Raw genomic sequence first — 21,654 nt, 5'->3', positions numbered from 1 at the left:
CGCCAAAGGCCTCTAATCTCGGTTAGAGGCCTTTTTCATGTACTCATCGATCATTCCCGTTTTGGCTTGGGGACTGGTTCTCGCGATCTGCGGTTTTGCGTGGATCAAGGGCGGCCGGCCAGAGCGCCTGGGAATCGTCTTTGTGCTGCTCGCGGCGTTGGCGGCAATGGCGGTGCACCGGTTTGCGAGTGAAGAGTGGCGACCCATCCTGCTTCTCATTGATGAGGCCCTTTTGGCGATGGGCTTTCTGTTTCTGGCCCTGCGCCATGCCAGCGTCTGGCTGGGTGGGGCCATGATCCTGCAGGCTGTGCAGTTCAGCCTTCACGCCTACTATCTGGTGGCGGATCGCCCGCACGACAATCTCTACTCCACAGTCAACAACATCGACACGCTGGGCGTGCTGGTCTGCATCCTGTTCGGTGCGATCATGGCCGCGCGTAAACGCGCTGTGCTCGGAAAATAATTGCCGAATCTGTGGGGATAACCGACCCCCGCGACAAATTCCGTCCTTGCATTTCGGTTTGAAACAGAGTTTCTCGCCGGCGGGCCACGCCCCCCCAACGGGGCGCTGTCCATCTGTAAGGATGGGAGACATCGCTATGACTACCCTCGCCAAGCCGGCGCAACGCCCGGCTCGCCCCGAGTTCTCTTCCGGCCCGTGCGCCAAAAGGCCCGGCTGGACCCCCGAAAATCTCCGCAACGCCGTGCTGGGTCGCTCACACCGCAGCAAGCTGGGCAAGGGCCGCCTGAAGGCTGCCATCGACCAGACGCGCGCCGTGCTGGAAGTCCCCGCCGACTTCCTGATCGGTATCGTCGCCGGCTCCGACACCGGCGCCGTCGAAATGGCGATGTGGTCGATGCTGGGCGCTCGCCCGGTGCAACTGATGGCCTTCGAATCGTTCGGCAAGGACTGGGTCACCGACGTGACCAAGCAACTGAAGCTGCCCAACGTCGAGGTGCTCGACGCGCCCTATGGCCAGCTGCCTGACACCACCAAGGTCGATCCGGCCAAGGATCTGGTCTTCACCTGGAACGGCACCACCTCGGGCGTCCGCGTCCCGAACGCTGACTTCATCAGCGCCGACCGCGAAGGCATCGTCATCTGCGACGCCACCAGCGCCGCCTTCGCCCAGGAACTGGACTGGACCAAGCTGGATGTCGTGACCTTCTCCTGGCAGAAGGCCCTGGGCGGCGAGGGCGCGCATGGCGTGCTGATCCTGTCGCCCCGCGCCGTGGCCCGCCTCGAGAGCTACACCCCCGCCTGGCCGATGCCCAAGCTGTTCCGCATGACCAAGGGCGGCAAGGTTTCCCTCGATATCTTCGAAGGCGCGACCATCAACACCCCCTCCATGCTCTGCGTGGAAGATGCCCTCGACGCCCTGAAGTGGGCGGCGTCCATCGGTGGTCTGGAAGGCATGCAGTCGCGCGCCGACCAGAACCTGGCCGTGATCGCTGACTGGGTCGAGCGCACCCCCTGGGTCGATTTTCTGGCCGCTACGCCGGACATCCGCTCCAACACCTCGGTGTGCCTGAAGGTCGTCGATCCCGCCATCGCCGCCCTGCCGGAAGACGCCCAGGCCGACTTCGCCAAGAAGCTGGCCAGCCTGCTCGAAAAAGAGGGTGCCGCCCTCGATATCGGCGGCTATCGCGACGCCCCGGCCGGCCTGCGCATCTGGTGCGGGGCCACGGTCGAGGCTTCGGATCTGGAAGCCCTGACCCCCTGGCTGGACTGGGCCTTCGCCACGGTCTCGGCCGAGCTGGTCGTCGCCTAAGCCGCTTCGATGGAAGAGCGGATCGTCACACCGCTCGGCCCTGTTCTCATCACGCTTTCGGGCGATGATGGGGGCACCCGGATCGAGCAAGGCGAGGCATCGCGGACGATGCAGGATGGGACACGGATCGAGACGTCCCTGATCGAAATCGTCCTCACGCGCCCCGCTAAAGATCTGACGGTCGAGCTCAGCTTCGACGGCGAAGGCGATCCGGAATCCGGCGAGAATCTCGAATGCATTACGTTCGATCTCGCCGGCGGCCGTCTCAGTGTTGCGACCCGCGACTTTGAGTGGCTGACCCGCAAGGGCTTCCAGACGGATTGGGCCAGTTACGGACCCTCCAGCCTTCGCCTGAACCTGCAACAAACACCTCCCGACGCCAGGCTGCCGATCGCCCTCGCCTGGCGCCTGGGACCTTCCTCCCCCTCGCCGGACGACATCGCGACCTGGCTCGCCGTCGATTCCGCGCTACCGAATTAAGGAACACCCCACCATGGCTCCCCGCGTCCTTATCGCTGACAAGCTCAGCCCCGCCGCCGTCGACATCTTCAAGAACCGCGGCGTCGATTTCGACATCAAGGTCGGCCTGTCGAAAGACGAACTGATCGCCGTCATCGGCGACTATGACGGCATCGCCATCCGCTCGGGCGCCAAGCTCGACAAGGACGTGATCGCCGCTGCCAACAAGCTGCAGGTCATCGCCCGGGCCGGCATCGGCGTCGACAATGTCGACATCCCCGCCGCCACCGCCAAGGGCATCGTGGTGATGAACACCCCGTTCGGCAACTCGATCACCACGGCCGAGCACGCCATCGCCATGATGTTCGCCCTGGCCCGCCAGCTGCCGGCCGCCGACGCCAGCACCCAGGCCGGCAAGTGGGAGAAGAACCGCTTCATGGGCGTGGAGCTCTACGCCAAGACGCTGGGCTTGATCGGTGCCGGCAATATCGGCGGCATCGTCGCCGACCGGGCTCTGGGCCTGAAGATGAAGGTCGTCGCTTACGACCCGTTCCTGTCGCCCGAACGCGCCATCGAGATGGGCGTCGAGAAGGTCGAGCTGGACGACCTGCTGGCCCGCGCCGATGTCATCACCCTGCACACGCCCCTGACCGACAAGACCCGCAACATCCTGTCGGCCGAAAACCTGGCCAAGACCAAGAAGGGCGTGCTGATCGTCAACTGCGCCCGTGGCGGCCTGGTTGACGAGGTTGCCCTGCGCGCCCTGCTCGACAGTGGCCATGTCGGCGGCGCCGGCTTTGACGTCTTCGTCACCGAGCCGGCCAAGGAAAACCCGCTGTTCGGGTCGGACCGCGTCGTGGCCACGCCGCACCTGGGTGCCAGCACCAGCGAAGCCCAGGAAAATGTGGCCCTGCAGGTCGCCGAGCAGGTCAGCGACTATCTGCTGACCGGCGCCGTCACCAACGCCCTGAACAGCCCGTCGATCACGGCTGAAGAAGCGCCCAAGCTGAAGCCCTTCGTGGCCCTGGCGGAAAAGATCGGGGCCCTGGCCGGCCAGATGGTCGACTTCGGTATCAAGGCCATCGACATCGCCTATGAGGGCGAGGTCGCCAACCTCAACGTCAAGCCGATGACCTCGGCCGCCCTGTCGGGGATCCTGAAACCCATGCTGGCCGAGATCAACATGGTCTCCGCGCCTGCCGTGGCCAAGGAGCGCGGCATCACCGTCTCCGAGAGCCGCCAGGAAGTCAGCCCCACCTATGACAGCCTGATGCGCATCACCATCACCACCGAAAAGGGCAAGCGCGCCTTTGCCGGCACGGTGATCGCCGGCGCGCCGCGTGTGGTCGAGGTCAAGGGCATGGAACTGGACGCGGCCTTCTCGCCGGCCATGCTCTATATCAACAACCTCGACAAGCCGGGCTTCATCGGCGCGCTGGGCATGCTGCTGGGCGAGGCGGGCGTCAATATCGCCACCTTCAACCTGGGTCGCGTCTCGGCCGACGAGGACGCCATCGCCCTGGTCGGCGTCGATCAGGCTCCGGATGCGGCCCTGCTGGCCAAGATTCAGGCGCTTCCGCACGTCAAGGAAGCCCGCGCCCTGACCTTCTAGGACTATCGCAACCTCCGTCGGCTATAGCGGGCGTCGTCGTCATCTTCCGGACATTTCCGAAGGTTACGGCGGCGCTCGTTTCCGTTCTGACAGGCTCCCGTTTCATGACGCTGTTTTCCAACCGCAAAATCAACCGGCTGGCCTTTGCGGTGTTCGCGGCGGCGTGCGCCTATGCCCTGTGGCAGGCCCTGCTGCCGGGCGACGACAGCGTGGGCCTGATCCCCTGGGACAAGGCCAAGCACTTCATCGTCTTCTATGTTCTGACCACCCTGGCGGTCATCGCCCTGCCGGCCAGCCGTTTCTGGCGGATCGGTGGCGTGCTGCTGGGTTTCGGCATCCTGATCGAGGTGCTGCAGGCCCTGCCGATCATCGGCCGCGACGCCTCGCGCGGCGACATCCTGGCCGACGCCTGCGGCATCGGCGCGGTGTTCGCCCCGATGGTTATCGCCACCTGGCAGAAGCGGACGAAGTTCTAGGCCGGGGTTGTGATCCTGGCGTCGCAGACCGGCACGCTGCAGCCTCCAGGAGATTTAAGGATGAGCCGGACGCGGGGCGTCGGCTTTCGGGGGGAGGGGAAACCTGTTCCCGAGCCTGGCAGGACCCAAGCCTTCTCCCCTTGCGGGAGAAGGACTTGTCGCCGCAGACGATGTTGCATGGAAGCTTTCGGCCTCCGGCCTCTGAACAGGGGGCGAAGGTCTGGTTTCTGGCGTTGTGCGCGTTTCCGCTCCCGACCCTGAGCGGACATTGACGAGCGAAGCTATGCTGCCATGGTAAGCTATGTGGAGGGGCTAGTGGTTGAGTCTGACGAGCAAAAGAAGAGGCAGCTTCTGTCCAGCTTGCTAGATATACTCATGCAGCCTGCTGGCACCATGGACGCATACGCTGATGCGGCTCTCCTTTTATTCTGTGCCTCATGTCCCGATCCAATAGGCGCGCGCTGGCTAGTCGTTGAGTGTCTGGATGAAATGACAGACGAAAATCTCATTGAGCGCGCCCTATCGATGTCATCGCGACTATTGAAAAACGTGCCTGAATCCGAGCTTCCCAAGGGCCACGCGCTAAGAGCTATGGCGCACTAACCACCCTTATCGGCCCCTCAGAAGGCCTGCTTCCTAGACGGCACATGAATGTCCGGTTTGCGGAGCGGTCCCAGTCTTCGTTCATGACCCTAGTCGGACGTTGGACGCAGGACGGGGAACTAGCGGATGCTCCGGCCGTCAGACCCAATGCCTAGCAGGGTGGGTAGTTGGCGAAGAGTTGCTCGTACTCAGCAAGTGTCTGGTGAAATCCTATCGCCCTACGGCGCTCATCGACGCGAGGAGGGTCCTCAAGCCGATCGACGACAAGCTTGCCGGCTCTGCACGTCATTTGACTGCCATAGCGCTGCGGCCGCCCCTCATTGATCGCCAAGCGGTCGAACATCATGCCGTAGGTTTCTCCGGAGACCTCTCCCTTAGCCACGAGGGGCTCCAGCACGGGAACGAACCGGCGCCACAGATCAAGGTCGCCATGTTGTATGATCAGGAACGCGTCCCTTGAAGCTGCCGAGCCGTATTTGCTCGTATAAAACCAGCCCTCAGGCGGCAACATGGCGAGCAAGTCTGCTTGGTTGGCCTTGTCGACCGCCGTGATGGGTGCCCACATCGCTGCCGTGGCGGCGTCCCGCTCGGGTTTGGGGAGATCGTGCAAATCGACGATGATGGCCGCTTTGCGCCCGGCCTGTTCGATAGCCACCATCCGCACGAGTTTTTCGGCGACTCCAGACGGAGGCGGCAAGCCAGCCTGCCTCTGTTGCTCCGACCGGATTGCCGCCGCGACTGGAGCAATGCGAGCGGTGGCTTCAGGGGAAAGGGCTGGGGCACTCTGCAACGCCAGCATCGTAGCCAGGAACCAGACAGTCATATGCATCCAGCGTAAAAGTTGTGATCATCTACCTAACTCTCATACGCTGAACAGGGCGGCAAGCGCGCTGGACGGCAGGATCAGAGTTTACGCTGGTCTGAAATGTCTCGAAACCACCTCCAGCGGCCTCCCGAAAGGTCCGCTTCGTGAGCCCGCTCCCCCTCACCAGCTATCCACCCGCACCGCCCAAGGCCGGGCCATCCCTGCCGCCGCGTCCAGCCCGCCGACCACCCAGCGTCGGGTGTCGGCCGGGTCGATCACGGCGTCGATTTCCAGGGCGGCGGCCATGCTGGTGGCCTTTCCGGCCGCATAGAGCCTCGCGACCAACTGGTCATAGAGGGCCTTCTGTTCGGCGGGGTCGCTCAACGCCTCCAGCTCCTTGCGGTAGCCCAGCTTGACGGCGCCCTCCAGGCCCATGCCGCCGAACTCGCCCGTGGGCCAGGCGGCGATGAAGGCGGGGCTGTGGAAACTGCCGCCAGCCATGGCCTGGGCCCCGAGGCCATAGCCCTTGCGGGTGACGACAGTGAACAGGGGCGAGCGCAGCTTGGCGCCGGCGATGAACTGGCGGCTGACCCGGCGCACGGCGGCGGCGTCCTCGCTGCCCGGTCCCACCATGAAGCCGGGCGTGTCGCAGAGGCTGAGCACCGGCAGGGCGAAGGCGTCGCACAGCTGCAGGAAGCGCGCGGCCTTCTCGGCCCCGTCGCAGTCGATGGCCCCGCCCAGATGGCGCGGATCATTGGCGATCAGGCCCATGGGCCGGCCCTCGATGCGGATCAGGCCGGTGACCATGCCGGCCGCAAAGCCGCCGCGCAGTTCCAGGAACGAGGCCTCGTCGACCAGTCCGGCGATCAGGGCGCGCACGTCATAGACCCGCAGGCGGTTTTCCGGGATGGCATTGCGCAGACGGCGCTGGTCGGGGGCGGTCCAGGTCGGCAGGGCACCCTGGAAATAGGACAGGGCCTGCCTGGCCAGCTGCGTGGCGTGGGCCTCGTCCTCGGCCAGGATGTCGATGACGCCATTGGCCCACTGATGAGCCGAAGGGCCGATCTGCTCGGGCTTGAACACCCCCAGCCCGCCGCCCTCGATCATGGCCGGCCCGCCCATGCCCAGGTTGGAGTCCCGGGTGGCGATGATGATCTCTGACAGCCCGGCGATGGCGGCATTGCCGGCAAAGCAGCGGCCGGCGACGATGGCGATCTTGGGCACGATCCCTGACAGCTGGGCGAAGCTGCGGAAGGTCGGCACGTCCAGCCCGGCCACGCTGGTGGTGTCGGTATCGCCCGGACGGCCGCCGCCGCCCTCGGCGAACCAGACCACCGGCAGCTTCTGGTCGGCGATCAGCGCCATCAGCCGGTCGGTCTTGCGGTGGTTCATCGCCCCCTGCGTGCCCGCCAGCACGGTGAAGTCATAGGCCAGGGCCGCCGTGCGGGCCCTGTCGGGCGCAAAGAGGCCGCCATTGACCGTGCCGATCCCGGTGATCAGGCCGTCAGCCGGGGTGTTGGCGATCAGGTCTTCAGTGGTGCGCCGCCGCTTCTGGGCGGCGATGGCCAGGGCTCCGTATTCCAAGAAGCTGCCGGGATCGACCAGGTCGTCGATGTTCTCCCGCGCCGTGCGATGGCCGGTCTTGCGGCGGCGGGCGACCGCCTCGGGGCGAGCCTCATCAAGGGTGAAGCGGTGGCGGGCGATGACCTCGGCCAGATCCGGGCGGATGGCGTCCAGATCCTCGACGGCGGCGTCCTGGGCCTCTGCGGCCTCGACCTCGACCGGTTCCAGAAAGATCAGGGGCTGGCCCTCGGCCACGGTCTGGCCCGGGGTGGCGGCGAGCTTCAGCACCCGGCCGCCGGCGGTGGCGACGACCAGATGCTCCATCTTCATGGCCTCCAGCACGGCCAGGGCCTGGCCCGGCCGGACCAACTCGCCCTCGGCCACGCTGATCGCGCCGACTGTGGCCGCCAGGGGGGCGGCCACGGCGACGGCACCGTCCAGCGTCTCGAAGGCGGTCTCGGCCTGGACGACGACGGGCGACAGGGCTTTGGCGCGGGCCGACAGGGTGGCGGCGTGATCCTCAATGAAGCGGGTGGTGGCTGCGCCGGTCGCCGCCTCCGGGGTCTCCAGGATCGCCCGCACCAGCGGGGCGGTGCTCGCCACGCCAGTGATCGTGAACTCGGCCAGCGCTCGGTTCAGCCGGGCGACGGCCTCGCGGGCGCTGCGGCCGCGGGCGATCACCTTGGCCAGCAGGCTGTCATAGGCCCCGCCGAGCCTGAGGCCGACGGCACCCGCGCCGTCCACCCGCACGCCCGGTCCGCCGGGCAGGGCATAGGCGCTCAGCGTGCCCGAAGAGGGCTTCACCTGGCCATCGGCGTTCAGGGTCTCGGCATTGACCCGCGCCTGGATGGCCACGCCGACCGGCGGCGGGGCCGTGGTCAGGTCCAGCTCGGCCAGGGTCGCTCCGGCGGCGAGGGCAAACTGCAGGCCGACCAGGTCCAGGCCCGTGACCTCTTCGGTGACCGTGTGCTCGACCTGCAGCCGGGGATTGGTCTCGATGAAGGCGAAGGCCCCGGTCTCGATATCCAGCAGATATTCCACGGTCGCCAGACCCCGATAGCCGGCGCACAGGGCCTGGGCGGCCGTCGCCATGGCCGTACGTGTGGCCTCGGTCAGGTTGGGGGCCGGGGCGATCTCGACCAGCTTCTGGTTGCGGCGCTGCAGCGAGCAGTCGCGGTCGCCGACGGCCAAGACCGACACGCCGTCACCGACGATCTGCACCTCGATATGGCGGGCCCGGTCGATGCGCTGTTCGGCATAGAGTCCCTCGTCGCCGAAGGCGGCTTTCGCCTCACGGGCGCAGGCGGCGAAGGCGGCGTCCAGCTCGCCCGGATCCAGCACGGCCCGCATGCCGCGCCCGCCGCCGCCGGCCCGGGCCTTCAGCATGATCGCCCCGTGCTCGGCCAGGAAGGCCCGGGCCCCGGCCAGGTCGAGCGCGCCCGTGCCCGGGATCAGCGGCACGCCCAGCCGCTGGGCCAGGGCGCGGGCGGCGGCCTTGTCGCCGAAGGTCTCCAGATGCGTGGGCGAGGGGCCGATGAAGGTGATGTCGGCCGCCGCGCAGGCCCGGGCCAGGTCGGCATTCTCCGACAGGAAGCCATAGCCGGGATGCAGGGCGTCGCACCCGCTGGCCTGGGCGGCTGCGATCACGGCGGCGATGTCGAGATAGGCTTTGGCCCCCGTGCCGGACAGGGCGACGCTCTGGTCGGCGGCCTCCACGTGCGGGCTTGCCACATCGTCGGTGGCGAACACCGCCACGCTCCCGATCCCCCGCTCAGCCGCCGCGCGGGCGATGCGGACAGCGATTTCGCCGCGATTGGCGATCAGCACGCGCTTGAAGGTCATGGGAGCTCCCGGCTCACGGTTCATACGACCGTTTGACGCACAATGACGGTCCCGGCTTGACTCTCCAACCCTGCAAGATCAGAACAAAAGTGGAACAAAGAGGATTGGAACCATGCCCGGATCGCGCCAGGCGCGTCTTGTGGCTTTGAAGGGCCGGATCGCTGCTCTGGAAGCAGGGACTCGGACTCCGACACCGGTCCTGAGCTTTGGCGAGCCCGCCATCGACAGCTGTTTTCCGGGCGGCGGCCTGCCGTCGGGCTGCTGGCACGAGGTGATGGGTGACGGGCTGGAGGACGAGACCGCCGCCGCCCCCGCCGCCTTCGTCGCCCGCCTGACCCGGCCGCTGCTGGCCAGCGGGGCGGTGGTCTGGGTGATGCGGCGCGATGACCTGCATGCCCCGGGTCTGGCGGGGCTGGGCTTCCCGACCGAGCGGCTGATCCAGGTCAAGGCCCGCGACGAGGCCGAGGTGCTGTCGGTGCTGGAGGACGCTCTGTCGACCGTCGGGGTCGCCGCCGCCGTCGGCGAGGCGGAGGCTCCGGAGCTGAAGGCCGGGCGTCGTCTGCAGCTGGCCTGCGAGAAGCGCGGCAGTTTCGGGGTGCTGCTGCATCGCCGGCCCTATGGCGGGGCGGCCGGGCGGGCGCGAACGGTGTCGGGCTCCTCGGCCTTCAGCCGCTGGCGCATCGCCGGGGCCCCCAGCCAGCCGCCGCCGGGCGATCCTGGCCTGGGCCCGCCGCGCTGGCGGGTCGAGCTTGAACGCTGCCGGGGCGGTCGCCCCGGCGTCTGGATTTTGGAGTCCCCGGAGGCCGATGATGGCCCGCATTCTTTCCGTCTGGTGCCCCAACTGGCCGATCACGACCTGGCTGCGACGGGCTTCCGACGGGCGGGGTGAGAAATCCTCCCCCCAGAGGGGGAGGTGGCCCGAAGGGCCGGAGGGGGAAGTCGCCCCAACAGTCGTTCGTCTTCCCCCTCCGTCCGCTGCGCGGACACCTCCCCCTTCAGGGGGAGGATCGCCGCCCCCCCTCGCCCTGATCGCTACCGAGGCCGGCACCCGGCGGCTGGTGGCGCTCGACGAGGCGGCCATGCGGCTGGGCCTGCATCCCGGCCAGAAGGTCGCCGACGCCCTGGCCCTGGCTCCGGATCTGGTCACGGTCGAGCACGACCCCGCCGCTGACCGGACGGCGCTGGAGGCCCTGAGCGACTGGTGCGTGCGGTTCTCGCCGGCCGTGGCGATCGACGGGGACGACGGTCTGTTTCTCGACATTACCGGCACCGACCATCTGTGGGGCGGTGAGGCCCTGATGTTGGCTGACCTGATGGCGCGACTGGCCCGCTGGGGCGTTCCGGCCCGGGCGGCCATCGCCGATACGGCGGGCGCGGCCTGGGCGCTTGCCCGGTTTGGCGAAGGCGGCCAGATCGCGCCGCCCGATGGCCAGCGCGCCCTGCTGACCGATCTGCCGGTCGCGGCTCTGCGGCTGGACGAGACGGCCACCGCCCAGTTGCCGCGCCTGGGCCTCTATCGCATCGGCCAGCTGCTGGGCCTGCCGCGCGCCCAGCTGGCCAAGCGCTTTGGGTTGAACCTGACCCAGCGCCTGGACCAGGCCCTGGGCGCGGCGGGCGAGGCCCTGGTGTTTCGCCGGCCGGCCAGTCCATGGTTCGCGCGCCTGGCCTTCGCCGAGCCGATCAGCACGCCTGACGATCTGGCCCGGGCCACCGGCGACATCACCGCCCTGATCTGCCGGCGGCTGGAGGCCGAAGGTCAGGGGGCTCGGCGCTTCGAGGTGGCCTTCCACCGGCTGGACGGCAAGGCGATGGCCGCCCGGGCCGGGCTGGCGCGGGCCGGGCGCGACGCCGCCCGCCTGACCCGGCTGCTGGTTCCCCGGCTGGAGGTCATCGACCCCGGCTTCGGCATCGAGGTGGTCACGGTGTTCGCCGCCGGGGTCGAGCCGCTGTCGGCGACCCAGGCGCGGCTCGATGCGCAGGCCGGCGCGGGCTTGGACGAGACCCTGGCCCCGCTGGTCGACCGGCTGGTCAACCGGCTGGGCGAGGGCCGGGTCTGGCGAGCCGATCCGCACGAGAGCCACGTCCCCGAACGCGCCGTGATCCGCCGCGCGCCGCTGGCGCCGCCGTCCGCCGAGATCTGGGACCCGGGCCGTCCCCGCCCGGTGCGCCTGTTCAAGCGTCCCGAGGCGATCACCGCCCTGGCCAAGGTGCCCGACGACCCGCCGGTCCAGTTCACCTGGCGCGGCCGCGCGCACCGCGTCCGCCGCGCCGAGGGGCCCGAGCGCATCGCCCAGGAATGGTGGCGGGCCGAGTTCGAGACCACGGGCCCGGGCCGGGTGCGCGACTATTACCGCGTCGAGGACGAGGCCGGCGGCCGGTTCTGGATCTTCCGGCAGGGTCTGTTTGGCGGCGACGAGGTGCCGAAGTGGTGGATCCATGGCCTGTTTGGTTGAGGGCGTTCTTGATCCTCCCCCTCTGGGGGAGGTGTCGGCGGAGCCGACGGAGGGGGCCAGTCGGGCCTATGCCGAGAAGGCCCCCTCAGTCCCTCCGGGACAGCTCCCCCAGAGGGGGAGCATCTACGGATGACCGCCTATGCTGAACTCCAAACCACCAGCAACTTCTCGTTCCTGCGCGGGGCCTCGCATGCCCGCGAGCTGATGGTCACGGCCGAGGGGCTGGGGCTGGCAGCGGTCGGGATCGTGGATCGCAACACCCTGGCCGGTGTCGTGCGCAGCTGGGCGGCGGCGCAGACGTTGAAGGTGCGGGCCCTGACCGGTTGCCGGCTGGACTTCGCCGACGGGACGCCCAGCCTGCTGTGTTACCCGTCCGACCGCGAGGCGTTCGGGCGGCTGACGCGGCTGCTGACCGTGGGCCAGAGGCGGGCGGGCAAGGGCCTGTGCGAACTGCACTGGGAGGATTTCCTGGGCCATGCCGAGGAGCAGCTGGCCCTGATCGTCCCGCCGGCCAAGCTGGACGAGGCCTTTGTCCGGGACCTGAACCGCATGGCCGGCGACCTGCGCGGCCGGGTCTGGCTGGCGGCCAGCCGGGCCTATGCGGCCCGCGACCTGCAGCGGCTGGCCCGGCTGGAGGCCCTGGCCCAGGCGGCCGGCGCGCCGATGGTCGCCACCAACGACGTGCTCTATCACGGCCCCGAGCGGCGGCCCCTGCAGGACGTCATGACCTGCGTGCGCGAGCACTGCACGGTGCAGGAGGCGGGCTTTCGGCTGCAGGCCAATGCCGAGCGGCACCTGAAGACCCCCGGCGAGATGGCCCGTCTGTTCGAGCGCTGGCCCCGCGCGGTGGAGCGCAGCCTGGAGATCGTCGAGCGCATCGGCTTTGATCTGGGCCAGCTGCGCGAGGAGTATCCCGATGAGCGGGTGCCAGCCGGCAAGACCGCCATGCAGCACCTGACCGACCTGACCTGGTCCGGCGCGGCCTGGCGCTATCCCGGCGGCGTGCCCGAGGCGGTGAAGATCCAGCTGGTCGAGGAGCTGCGGCTGATCGGCAAGATGGACTATCCCAACTATTTCATCACGGTCCACGACATCGTGCGCGAGGCCCGCAGCATGGGCATTCTGTGCCAGGGGCGCGGGTCGGCGGCCAATTCCTCGGTCTGTTTCTGCCTGGGCGTCACCTCGATCGATCCGACCGAGCACCGGCTGCTGTTCACCCGCTTCATCTCGGAAAATCGCGGCGAGCCGCCAGATATCGACGTGGATTTCGAGCATGAGCATCGCGAGAAGGTGATGCAGTACGTCTATCGCCGGTATGGCCGCGACTATGCCGCCCTGTGCGGCACGGTGATCCACTATCGGCCGCGCAGCGCCATTCGCGATGTGGGCAAGGCCCTGGGTCTGACCGAGGATGTCACCAGCGTGCTGGCCGCCACGGTCTGGGGCAGCTGGGGCGACGGCATGCCGCAGGAGCATATCCGCAAGGCGGGCCTGGATCCCGAGGCCCCCGAGATCGCCCGCGCCGTGGCCCTGGCGTCCGAGCTGCTGGGCACGCCGCGCCACCTGTCCCAGCACGTCGGCGGCTTTGTGCTGACCAAGCGGCGGCTGGACGAGACCGTGCCGATCGGCAACGCGGCCATGAAGGATCGCACCTTCATCGAGTGGGACAAGGACGATATCGACAGCCTCAAGCTGATGAAGGTCGATATCCTGGCCCTGGGCATGCTGGCCGCCATCCAGCGAGCCTTCGGCATGTTGCGGGCCGATCACGGCCAGCCGATTGTCGACCTGGCTGACGTGCCCCGCGAGGTGCCGGGCGTCTATGACATGCTGTGCAAGGCCGACTCGGTGGGCGTGTTCCAGGTCGAGAGTCGGGCCCAGATGTCGATGCTGCCCCGGCTGAGGCCGCGCGAGTTCTATGATCTGGTGATCCAGGTGGCCATCGTGCGGCCGGGGCCCATTCAGGGCGACATGGTCCATCCCTATCTGCGTCGCCGCCAGGGGATCGAGCCGGTGGAGTGGCCCGCGCCCTCGCCCGAGCATGGCCCGCCCGACGAGCTGAAGGCCATTCTGGGCAAGACCTTTGGCGTGCCGCTGTTTCAGGAACAGGCCATGAGTCTGGCCATCGAGGCGGCCAAGTTCACGCCCGACGAGGCCGACGGCCTGCGCAAGGCCATGGCCACCTTCAAGAACCTGGGCACCCCGGCCGAATATCGCGACAAGTTCGTCGAGGGCATGGCCTCACGCGGCTATCAGCGCGATTTTGCCGAACGCTGCTTCAAGCAGATCGAGGGTTTCGGCCACTACGGCTTTCCCGAAAGCCACGCGGCCAGCTTTGCCAAGCTGGTCTATGTCTCGGCCTGGATCAAATGGGCCTGGCCGGACGTGTTCTGCGCGGCCCTGATCAACTCCCAGCCGATGGGCTTCTACCAGCCGTCGCAGCTGGTGCGCGATGCGCGCGAGCACGGGGTGGTGGTGCTGCCGGTCGATGTGCTGGCCAGTGACTGGGACTGTACGCTGGAGCCTCTATCGCCGTCATCCCGGGGCTTGTCCCCGGGACCCATTTGTCCGCCGCACGGATCGGGCCCGATGATCTCCTCCCGTGAGAGCTGCGACATGGGTCCCGGGGACAAGCCCCGGGATGACGGTGAAAAGCAAAGGCGTCCCGACAAGATCTCAAACCCGCAAACCCGCCCGCACTGGAAGGCCGTGCGGCTGGGGCTGCGGCAGATCAAGGGATTGCGGGAGGGGCTCGACATCGCGCCCTTGAAAAAGGCCCGCGACGAGGGGGCCCGCACGCCGGCCGACTTCGCCCAGGCGGGGGTGCCGCAGCGGGCCCTGGAGCTGCTGGCCGAGGCTGACGCCTTTGCCGGGGCGGGCCTGACCCGGCGCGAGGCCCTGTGGGCGGTCAAGGGCGTCAAGGGCGAGGCCAAGGCCCCTGTCCAGGCACCGCTGCTGGCGGGGCTGCCGTTGTTCGAGGCCGCCGTCGCCCTGCCGGTCATGAGCGCGGCCCAGGAGGTGGCCGAGGACTATCGCACCACCAGCCTGTCGCTGAAGGCCCATCCGTGCGGCTTCTTCCGGTCGATGCTGGACGGCATGGGGGTGATCCCTGCCGCCGCTCTGCCGGGTTTGAAGGACGGGCGGCGGGTTTCGGTGGCGGGCATCGTGCTGATCCGCCAACGGCCGGGCACCGCCAAGGGCGTGGTGTTCATGACCCTGGAGGACGAGACGGGCGTGGCCAATGCCGTGATCTGGAAGGACCGCTTTGAGGCCGATCGCAGCCTGGTGATGACCGCCAGCTTCGTGGTGGTGCACGGCAAGGTTCAGGCCGCCGATGGCGTGATCCACGTGGTGGCCGAACGCTTCACCGACCTGACGGCCGAGCTTGGGCGACTGAAGGAAGACCCGACGGCACCTGCGCCGCGCGTGCGGTCCCGGGTGTCAGGACGGTTGCAGCGGAGCCGGGATTTTCACTGACGAAAGGCGGCGCTGGCCCCCTCAGTCCCTCCGGGACAGCTCCCCCAGAGGGGGAGCATCTGCTCGGCGCCTTAGATGCTCCCCCTCTGGGGGAGCTGTCGGCAAAGCCGACTGAGGGGGCAGCGCAGCCGCTCTAAACCCCCGCCACCACCTTCACCGGCTGGCCCGGATGGGTCTGGCGCAGGCGTTCGACCAGGGCAAACAGCAGGGTGCGGACGCGGGTCTCGTCGCCGGCCAGGGCGGCGGCTTCCAGCCCCGCCAGGGTGGCGTCGTCGACATGGGGCAGGGGCGCGGCCGGGGTGGCCTGGCGGATGCCGGGGGCCTTGGGCGCGGCGATCTCGTTGATATCGACCAGGGTCTCGGTCAGCTTCTCGCCGGGGCGAAGGCCGGTGATCCGGATGGCGATGTCGCGCTCGGGGACCAGGCCCTGCAGCGCGATCATCCGGCGGGCCAGTTCGATGATCTTGACCGGCTCGCCCATTTCCAGGGTCAGCACGCTGTCGGGCGGCGCGACGTCGTCGGCTGACAGGGCCACGGCCCGCAGCACCAGTTGCACAGCCTCGGGGATAGTCATGAAATAGCGTTCGACCTCGGCATGGGTCAGGGTGATCGGCCCGCCGCGCGCGATCTGGTGCTGGAAGATCGGCACCACCGATCCGGCCGAGCCCAGCACATTGCCGAACCGCACGACGCTGACGCGCAGGCCGGCCTTGTCGCCGTGCTGGCGGGCTACGGCCTCGGCCACACGCTTGGTGGCGCCCATGACGCTGGAGGGGGCCACGGCCTTGTCGGTCGAGATCAGGGCCAGATGCGCCGCGCCGCACGCGCGCGCGGCGGCGGCCACATTGCGGGTGCCCAGGATATTGGTCCGCACGCCCTCGCAGGGATGGTTCTCGACCAGGGTCACGTGCTTGAGGGCGGCGGCGTGGAAGACGATCTGCGGCTTCTCGGCGGTGAAGATCGCGGCCAGCCGGGCTGGATCGCGCACGTCGCACAGGGCCTCGCGCCGGGGCAGGGTGGGCCAGGCCTCGCCGATCTCGCGGTCGATGTGGAAGAGGTTGGCTTCCGACGCGTCGACCAGGACCAGCTGGGCGCAGCCACTGGCGGCGATCTGGCGGCACAGCTCCGAGCCGATGCTGCCGCCGGCCCCGGTGACCAGCACCCGGCGGCCGGCCACCAGGGCGCGGATGGGTTCAGGGTCGAGACGCACCGGGGCGCGGCTGAGCAGCTCCTCCAGCCCGATCTCGCGCAGGGCCGCGCCGCCATGGCCCATCTCGACGACGCCGTGCTGGCGCAGCAGGCGCACGCCCTCGGATTTCAGCCGGCCCAGACGCTCGGCCCCGAAGGCTGGCATCGGGGTCTCGCCCAGAAACAGCACGGCCGAGGGCGACAGGCCACCGTCGCGAAGTTGGGCCAACACGGTATCGAACTCGTCGATAGCGCCCAGCACGCAGACCCCGCGCAGCTCGTCGCCGGTATCGCGGGCCTTCGAGGTCAGGATGCCCACGGGGCTGTAGCGCTCGCCCAGGCTGGCCGGGGCGCGCAGGAATTCCTCGGCCTCGGCGGCGCTGCCCACGATCAGCAGGCGCGGCAGGGCCGGATGGGCGGGGGCGGGGCGCAGGGTCAGGATCGAGGACAACAGCACCCGCTCGTGCAGGGCCCGGCGACCGATGCGCAGGCCCGACAGCAGGGCCACCAGGATCACGAAGGCACCGGCCAGGGTGCGCAAACCGCCGTCCAGCTCGGGCGAGATCAGGTGGGTGACCAGGGCAAAGGTCAGGACCGTCAGCAGGGCCGAGCGCACCAGCCGCAGCATGTCGCTGGCCGCCACGAACCGCCAGGGGGCCTTCTCGACCCGGAACAGCAGCTCGACCAGTAGGGCGCAGGCGGCAAACAGCCCGCCGCGCGCCAGGGACTCGAGGGCCAGGGGGCTGTGGCCGGTGGCCAGAACCTGAGCGATGAGCAGGGCGAGAAAGGCCAGCAGGACGTGCGTGGCGATCTTTCCGGCGCGACCCATACCTAGCCCTCGTCTCGTGGCGTCCGGCCGGCTGCCGGACAACATCTAGGCGATTAGCACGCCCTAAAGGCGGCGTCGCGGGTCAGGCGCTTCAGGCGCGGCCCAGCGGCAGCACCTGCACCAGATCGCCTGCCTCTGCGGCCTCGGCATCGGCCGGACGGGTCATCAGCGCATTGGCGCGCGAGAACACCCCGATCAGGGACGAGTCCTGGTCGCCGAACGGCGCGGCCACGGCCCGCCCTTCGGCGTCGATCTCGAGACTGGCCCGCATCCAGTGGGCGCGGGGGCCGTTGCCGGGCAGGGGACGGGCCAGGCGCGCGGCGATCATCGGCAGGGCAGGATCTGCGCCGCTCAGGGCCGCCAGCAGCGGACGCAGGAACAGCTCGGCGCAGACCAGGGCCGAGGCCGGATTGCCCGGCAGGCCCAGCACGCGGCGGCCGGTTCCCCCGTTTATTGGGGCCAGATCCCCGAACCAGGTCGGCTTGCCCGGACGGATGGCGATGGTCTCGACCTTGAGGGTCAGGCCCAGGGTCGAAAGGGCCGGCTTGACCAGATCATAGTCGCCCACCGAGGCCCCGCCGATGGTCACCACCAGGTCGGCGGCGGCGCCCGCCACGGCGGCGGCGATGGCCTCGAGGGAATCACCCTGCGCCTTCAGGCGGACCGCCTCGCCGCCCCAGGCCTCGACCAGGGCCGCCAGGCCGAACGAGCCCGATTCGAAGATCTGGTCTTCGGCTGGGGTCTGACCGGGCGCGACCAGCTCGTCGCCGGTGGCCAGGATGGCGACGCGGGGCCGGCGGTGAACCTCCAGCGTGCCGCGTCCGGCGGCGGCGGCCAGGGACAGCCGCCAGGGATCGAGCTTCAGCCCCGCCTCCAGCAGCCGCTCGCCGGCCTTGAAGTCACCGCCGGCCAGCCGGATGTTGCTGTTGAGGCGCTCGGGCAGGGTGAAGCGCAGGGCGTCGCCCTCGCGCACGGCGTTTTCCTGGATCACCACCATGTCGGCCCCGGCTGGCACGGGGGCGCCGGTGAAGATCCGCACGGCCTGACCGGCCTGCACGGTCCCGCCGTAGGCCCGGCCGGCGGCGCTCTCGCCGACAATGGCGAACACCGCGCCGGGAACCACGTCCTGCCGCCGCACCGCCCAGCCATCCATGGCCGAGGCGTCGAACGGCGGCTGGTGGCGCGTGGCGTCGACGGGTGCGGCGAGGATGCGGTTGAGGCTGGCGGTGAGCTCGACGGTCTCGACGCCCAGCGATGCGGCCCCGGCCAGCATCCGGGCGCGGGCGTCCTCGACGGTGAGGTTTTTGAGGGAGGGCGGTGTCGTCACGGGGCGGCGGGCTTTCCTTGGCGGCAGAACAAAAACCGGATCCGGGCCGGGTTTCAGACCGTGCTCCCTCTCCCATAGGGAGAGGGTTGGGGTGAGGGGTTACGGCGTTCGACGGCGTGCCGGCACGCCGGCCAGCCTCGTAACCCCTCACCCTCCCACCGCGTCGCGGCGGGCCCCGCCCTCTCCCTCTGGGAGAGGGAATGGCAGGTCGACAGCCGCCTTCAACCCTACCCCACGAACGCCCGCTCGATCACGAAGTCGCCGGGTTCGGCGTTGGAGCCTTCGGTCAGGCCGTGGGCTTCCAGCAGGGCGGCGGTGTCCTTGATCATGGCCATCGAGCCGCACAGCATGGCGCGGTCGTGCTCGGGATCGAAGGTGGTTTGATCCAGGCCCAGGTCGCGGAACAGCTGGCCGCTGGCGATCAGGTCGGTGAAGCGGCCCTGACGCTCGAACGGCTCGCGGGTGACGGTGGGCAGATAGGTCAGTTGGGCGCGGGCCTCGTCGCCGACCAGCGGGTCCTCGAAGATCTCCGAGGTGAAGAAGTCGCGATAGGCCAGTTCCTGCACTTCGCGCACGCCGTGGGCGACGATCACCTGCTCGAAGCGGCTATAGGCGTCGGGGTCGCGGGCCACCGACAGCCAGGGCGCCAGGCCCGTGCCGGTGCCGAACAGGAACAGGCGTTTGCCCGGGCGCACCGCGTCGAGCACCAGCGTGCCGGTCGGCTTCTTGCCCAGCAGCACCTGGTCGCCGGGCTGGATCTGCTGCAGGCGTGAGGTCAGGGGGCCGTCGGGCACCTTGATCGAGAAAAACTCAAGTTCCTCGGCGAAGCTGGGCGAGCCGATCGAATAGGCCCGCAGGATCGGCTTCTTCTCGCCCAGCTCTTCGCGGGGCGGCAGGCCGATCATCACAAATTCGCCCGAGCGGAAGCGGAAGCTGGCCGGGCGGGTAATGGCGAAGCTGAACAGGCGGTCGGTCCAGTGCTTGACCCACAGCACGGTCTCGATGTGCTGGGCGGAGTCCTTGATTGGGGGGCTGATCGCGGTGGCCGTCATCTTGGGTGTCGATCCTGTCGCGCGCCATCAGGCGCGATAATGCCGGGGGCGCCGCCACGGCCCTGAGGCGACGCCTGTCTCATGTGAGAAGAGGGGGGCGGATGTCAACTTCACTCATCTTTTCGCACGGCGGGAAAATATTTCGCAACAGTGTCAAAAACTGTCGTTCTCTTTTTTGGAAAGTGTCAAAATTGTGATTGCCGACCCCTGAATCCGGGCGCAGAGTCACGGTGCTTCGTTCGCGAAGCCAACGATACGGGAGGAACGTATGCGGAAGTGGTTCACAGGGGCCGCCGCAGCGGCCGGTCTGGTGGCGTTTGGTTTGGCTGGTTGCAGCGACGGCGGGGCGACGACCAAGGTCGCCATGGCCCAGCAAGTGGTTATCGAAGGAAAGTCCGTCACCGCCTCGGGATGCGTGCGCCCCGTGGAGACGACGTCGTGTCTGGTCGTGAAGGGGCGCGCTGGCGGCTACTACGACATCAGCGCCGCCAGCCCGGCGCCGGACCCGGCCAAGGGCGTGGCGATCTCACTGCAGGGCAAGGATCAGGGCAAGAATACCGAGTGCGGCCGCCAGCTGACGGACGTGACCTGGTCGTACCTCAACATCCAGTGCGGCGCGCCTTCGACGGCCGCCTCGGCCGAGAAGACCGAAAAGAAGGCGGGCTAGGACCCGATCTGGCGACGGCCGGGGCGATGTTAGTCGTTCTGGCCGGTGTCGCCTGCCTGTCAGGCTGACTGGTTGACGTCGTCAGGCACCTTCGCCGGAGCCCGGATCGGTGCGGGTCTTGGGCGACTGGCTGGAGTCCTGCGCGCCCTTCGGCTCGGTCGCCGGGCGTGGTGCCTTGCCGTCCTGGCCGGGCGAACGCTGATTCTCGTTCTCGACTTCGGGGTTGGAGGGGCGCGCGTTCGAAGCGGGCGCGGCGGTCCTGGAATCGGGTGAAGAGGTCATGCAGAGCCAACGTTCGAGCCCGCGTTTTGATCCGGCTTTCCGGGCTTTCTGACCGCTGGACCGTCAAACAGACCAGACTCAGCCGCAGGGCCGCTTGCCCGGTGCGGTCGACCCTGCTAAATGGCGCGGCTCTGGCGATGGACCCGCGCACCGACAGCCCTTGAAGGCTTCCGATGCGCTGCCATCTGTTCAGAGACCGGGACCCGCAAGGGGCCATGGTCTGCAGGAGTGTAGCTCAGCTGGTAGAGCGTCGGTCTCCAAAACCGAAAGTCGTGGGTTCGAGTCCCCCCACTCCTGCCATTATATGTCTTCGACGGGACGCTTTTCGTTCTCGTCGTATTGGAAAGTCGTGAGCCTCAAGAGCATGGCCAGGAAACCGGGTTCCAGCCCGTCCGCGATCAAGAGCCGCGCCGCGAAGACGGCGGCGGCGCTCGCACCCGCAGGTTCGGCGCCCGCAGCCGCTGCGGCTCCGAAGAAGCGCACCAGCCCGGTGCAGTTCTTCCGCGAAGTGCGCGCCGAGGGCCGCAAGATCACCTGGACCACCCGCAAGGAAACCTGGATCACTTCGGTGATGGTTTTCATGATGGTGGTTCTGGCGTCGGTTTTCTTCCTGGCCGTCGATGGTGGCCTGGGCTTCGCCGTGAACCAGCTGCTGAAGCTGGCCACCTCGGGATAAGATAGAGACGATGAGCACCGAAACCGCGTCGAACCCGAACCACAAGTGGTACATCGTCCACGCCTACTCGAATTTCGAGAAGAAGGTGGCCGAGAGCATCCGCGAACAGGCCAAGAGCCAGGGGCTGGAAGACAGCTTCTCCGAAATCCTGGTTCCGACCGAGGACGTCGTCGAGATCCGTCGTGGCCGCAAGGTCAATGCCGAGCGCAAGTTCTTCCCCGGCTATGTGCTGGTCAAGATGAACCTGTCTGACGAAGCCTATCACCTGATCAAGAATACCCCGAAGGTCACCGGCTTCCTGGGCAGCGCGTCCAAGCCGCAGCCGGTCTCGGAAAAAGAAGTCCAGCGCATCGTCGGTGCCATCGAAGAGGGCGTCGAGCGTCCCAAGACGGTGGTCCTGTACGAAATCGGCGAGAATGTTCGCGTCACCGACGGTCCGTTCGCCAGCTTCAACGGCTCGGTCGAGCAGGTCGACGAAGAGCGGGCCCGCCTGCGCGTCACCGTCTCGATCTTCGGCCGCGCCACCCCGGTCGAGCTGGAATACAGCCAGGTCGAAAAGATCAGCTGATTT

General features: G+C 68.3%; 16 protein-coding genes, 1 tRNA gene and 2 pseudogenes. 13 read left to right on the top strand and 6 right to left on the bottom strand.

Annotation, left to right across the window (positions count from 1 at the left end):
• Positions 1-37: 37 nt before the first annotated feature.
• From ACW179_RS01680 to ACW179_RS01660, 5 genes are all read left to right on the top strand, one after another.
• On the top strand, positions 38-463 hold the full coding sequence (locus ACW179_RS01680) for a hypothetical protein (protein ID WP_492062309.1): 426 nt from the start codon (positions 38-40) through the stop codon (positions 461-463).
• Between the two features lie 136 nt (positions 464-599).
• Positions 600-1,772 (top strand): phosphoserine transaminase, encoded by a 1,173-nt coding sequence (locus ACW179_RS01675; protein WP_492062307.1) that lies wholly within the window; start codon positions 600-602, stop codon positions 1,770-1,772.
• Between the two features lie 9 nt (positions 1,773-1,781).
• Entirely contained in the window at positions 1,782-2,252 is a 471-nt protein-coding gene (locus tag ACW179_RS01670; protein ID WP_492062305.1) for a hypothetical protein, read from the top strand.
• 13 nt (positions 2,253-2,265) lie between these two features.
• Positions 2,266-3,843 carry a phosphoglycerate dehydrogenase gene (gene serA, locus ACW179_RS01665; protein ID WP_492062303.1) on the top strand — a complete coding sequence of 526 codons (1,578 nt, stop codon included), beginning with the start codon at positions 2,266-2,268 and terminating at the stop codon, positions 3,841-3,843.
• Positions 3,844-3,947: 104 nt separating this feature from the next.
• Complete coding sequence (locus ACW179_RS01660; RefSeq protein ID WP_492062300.1) at positions 3,948-4,319, top strand: VanZ family protein; 372 nt, start codon at positions 3,948-3,950, stop codon at positions 4,317-4,319.
• A gap of 754 nt (positions 4,320-5,073) precedes the next feature.
• On the opposite strand, the gene ACW179_RS01655 is transcribed toward ACW179_RS01660, so the two are convergent.
• The gene (locus tag ACW179_RS01655; RefSeq protein WP_492062299.1) at positions 5,074-5,745 is read right to left on the bottom strand and encodes a DUF6624 domain-containing protein; all 672 of its coding nucleotides are present in this window, start codon (positions 5,743-5,745) and stop codon (positions 5,074-5,076) included.
• Between the two features lie 162 nt (positions 5,746-5,907).
• Positions 5,908-9,132, bottom strand: a complete 3,225-nt coding sequence (locus ACW179_RS01650) for an acetyl-CoA carboxylase family protein (RefSeq protein ID WP_492062297.1) — start codon at positions 9,130-9,132, stop codon at positions 5,908-5,910.
• 112 nt (positions 9,133-9,244) lie between these two features.
• On the opposite strand from ACW179_RS01650, the gene ACW179_RS01645 reads away from it, so the two are divergent.
• The 3 genes from ACW179_RS01645 to ACW179_RS01635 all read left to right on the top strand — a co-directional run bounded on the left by ACW179_RS01645 (position 9,245) and on the right by ACW179_RS01635 (position 15,062).
• The gene (locus ACW179_RS01645) at positions 9,245-10,021 is read left to right on the top strand and encodes an ImuA family protein (RefSeq protein WP_492062295.1); all 777 of its coding nucleotides are present in this window, start codon (positions 9,245-9,247) and stop codon (positions 10,019-10,021) included.
• A 139-nt stretch (positions 10,022-10,160) separates the two neighbouring features.
• Complete coding sequence (locus ACW179_RS01640) at positions 10,161-11,585, top strand: Y-family DNA polymerase (protein WP_492064238.1); 1,425 nt, start codon at positions 10,161-10,163, stop codon at positions 11,583-11,585.
• Between the two features lie 129 nt (positions 11,586-11,714).
• Positions 11,715-15,062, top strand: coding sequence for an error-prone DNA polymerase (locus ACW179_RS01635; protein ID WP_492062293.1), 3,348 nt, complete (start codon positions 11,715-11,717; stop codon positions 15,060-15,062).
• 133 nt (positions 15,063-15,195) lie between these two features.
• On the opposite strand, the gene ACW179_RS01630 is transcribed toward ACW179_RS01635, so the two are convergent.
• Together ACW179_RS01630 and ACW179_RS01625 are read right to left on the bottom strand one after the other, a co-directional pair.
• Entirely contained in the window at positions 15,196-17,079 is a 1,884-nt protein-coding gene (locus ACW179_RS01630; protein ID WP_492062291.1) for a polysaccharide biosynthesis protein, read from the bottom strand.
• Positions 17,080-17,170: 91 nt separating this feature from the next.
• Positions 17,171-18,406: a molybdopterin molybdotransferase MoeA gene (locus tag ACW179_RS01625; RefSeq protein ID WP_492062289.1), complete on the bottom strand. Its 1,236-nt coding sequence runs from the start codon at positions 18,404-18,406 to the stop codon at positions 17,171-17,173.
• Between the two features lie 91 nt (positions 18,407-18,497).
• On the opposite strand from ACW179_RS01625, the pseudogene ACW179_RS01620 reads away from it, so the two are divergent.
• Positions 18,498-18,605 (top strand): annotated as a pseudogene (locus ACW179_RS01620) (hypothetical protein); the annotation flags it as partial.
• A gap of 28 nt (positions 18,606-18,633) precedes the next feature.
• Here the strand turns inward: ACW179_RS01620 and ACW179_RS01615 are convergent.
• Positions 18,634-19,541 (bottom strand): annotated as a pseudogene (locus tag ACW179_RS01615) (ferredoxin--NADP reductase).
• Positions 19,542-19,726: 185 nt separating this feature from the next.
• Here ACW179_RS01615 and ACW179_RS01610 point away from each other — a divergent pair.
• Positions 19,727-20,125: a hypothetical protein gene (locus ACW179_RS01610; protein ID WP_492062287.1), complete on the top strand. Its 399-nt coding sequence runs from the start codon at positions 19,727-19,729 to the stop codon at positions 20,123-20,125.
• Positions 20,126-20,206: 81 nt separating this feature from the next.
• Here the strand turns inward: ACW179_RS01610 and ACW179_RS01605 are convergent, their stop codons facing one another.
• Positions 20,207-20,407, bottom strand: coding sequence for a hypothetical protein (locus ACW179_RS01605; RefSeq protein ID WP_492062285.1), 201 nt, complete (start codon positions 20,405-20,407; stop codon positions 20,207-20,209).
• 224 nt (positions 20,408-20,631) lie between these two features.
• On the opposite strand from ACW179_RS01605, the gene ACW179_RS01600 reads away from it, so the two are divergent.
• From ACW179_RS01600 to nusG, 3 genes are all read left to right on the top strand, one after another.
• Positions 20,632-20,707, top strand: a tRNA-Trp gene (locus ACW179_RS01600).
• A 64-nt stretch (positions 20,708-20,771) separates the two neighbouring features.
• A complete protein-coding gene (secE, locus tag ACW179_RS01595; protein WP_492064237.1) occupies positions 20,772-21,083 on the top strand; it encodes a preprotein translocase subunit SecE in 312 nt (103 codons plus the stop codon).
• Between the two features lie 10 nt (positions 21,084-21,093).
• The gene (nusG, locus tag ACW179_RS01590) at positions 21,094-21,651 is read left to right on the top strand and encodes a transcription termination/antitermination protein NusG (RefSeq protein ID WP_492062283.1); all 558 of its coding nucleotides are present in this window, start codon (positions 21,094-21,096) and stop codon (positions 21,649-21,651) included.
• The last annotated feature ends 3 nt before the right edge of the window (positions 21,652-21,654 follow it).

Source organism: Caulobacter sp. AVps18, assembly GCF_058681425.1.
This window is presented reverse-complemented; position numbering and strand designations above follow the sequence as displayed.